This is a genomic window from uncultured Pontibacter sp., assembly GCF_947502515.1.
Lineage (GTDB): Bacteria > Bacteroidota > Bacteroidia > Cytophagales > Hymenobacteraceae > Pontibacter.
On record NZ_CANNAI010000018.1, the window covers coordinates 1 to 1525 of the forward strand.

Annotated in this window: 1 protein-coding gene; it reads right to left on the reverse strand. The window is 57.9% G+C overall.

Annotated elements, in window-relative coordinates; all coding sequences use genetic code 11:
* Window positions 1–46: 46 nt before the first annotated feature.
* Window positions 47–1363, reverse strand: a complete 1317-nt coding sequence (ltrA, locus tag Q1A54_RS20290; RefSeq protein WP_299991866.1) for a group II intron reverse transcriptase/maturase — start codon at window positions 1361–1363, stop codon at window positions 47–49.
* Between the last annotated feature and the right edge of the window lie 162 nt (window positions 1364–1525).

The window sequence follows — 1525 nt, forward strand, 5'->3', positions numbered from 1 at the left end:
AATCGAGTAGACGGCCCCGTCAGCGTTAGCTGACGGGGTGCGCCTCTCACACCACTGTACAAGCGGGTCTCGCATACAGCGGTTCGTTAAATTGTGGAGCTACTTTCCTGTAGTAGTCGAGCAATGATTCATACCCCTTGCGAACAAGCCTTTTCACCGTTACTGTTGTGATCAGCATCGGGCTTTGAGCCACCGCCCAGCCCCCTTTCCTGGTCCTGCTCCAGGCGTAGGCCTGACCCTTGGGGACACCCAGCCGGATCAGGTTCTTCCTTTTCCGTTCAGGCTTCTTCCAGTCATGCCAGATACAGTGCCGGAGCCGATTTCGTATCCAGCTGTCCACTTCTTTGAGCTTGCCCTGGATACTGGCCAGGCGGAAGTAGTGGACCCAGCCTCTTTGGGCCTCTTTCAGTTCCCGGATACGCTCCTCAAAAGAGCAGGGTGTGGTTTTGCGGGTGATGGCCTTCAGCTTCTGCTTTAGCCTGTCCCAGCCCTTCTTTGCCACCACCATCTGGTATTTGCCCTTGTCGCCTTTCCTGTAGGTGGGCACAAAGCCGTGACCCAGGATTTGAAAGTCCACCGGCCTGCGGACACCGCTCTTCTCCCTGTTGATGGGCAGGCGCAGCCTGTCCCGCAGGAACAGGAACACGGCGTTGCCTACCTTTCGGGCAGTATCTTCACTTTGGGTGTAGACGCTGAAGTCATCGGCGTAGCGCACGTAGCGCAGCTCCTGCCGCTCCAGTTCCTTGTCCAGCTCGTGGAGCAGGACGTTGGAGAGCAACGGAGAGAGCGGGCTTCCCTGCGGCACGCCTTTCCTGCGTTTGACCAGTCTCCCTTTGATAAGAATGGGAGCCCGTAGCCATTTGCGGATCAGGCGCAGGGTAAGCGGGCACTTTACCTTCCGGTAGAGCAGCTGCAGCAGCAGGCAGTGGTCCACCTCGTCAAAGAAGTTGGCAAGGTCAATGTCCACGATGTGCTGATAGCCCTCGTGGATGTAGCGGTGCGCCTGCTGCAGGGCCTGGTGGGCGTTGCGGTTGGGGCGGAAACCGTAGCTGTGCTCTCTGAACTCCAGTTCAAAGAGCGGAGTGAGCACCTGGTTTACCGCCTGTTGCAGCACCCGGTCGGTGACGGTGGGAACGCCCAGCAGTCGGGTCTTGCCGTTACTTTTGGGTATTTCCACCCCTAGGATGGGCTGTGGCAGGTACCTGCCGTTGCAGATGTCGGTGGCGATGGCGTCCCTGTTTTCTCTCAGGTGCGCGGCCAGCCCATGCACAGACATACCGTCCACACCTGCTGCGCCTTTGTTGGCCAGCACCTGTTGGTATGCTTTGAGCATGTTGCCCCGGTGGAGTACCTTCTCTATCATCTCTGCCTGTACTACAATACTGTTAATCTCTTCTCCCGCTTAAGGCAGGGCTGGCTAAAGCCTCCCTGCCGAATTTGGGAAAACTTAACGTTTGGTCCTTGAGTAGCCTGTGAGGCCTCCGGGTTCTTCCCGGCTCGTTGCCGCTACCTACTACGACCGCTG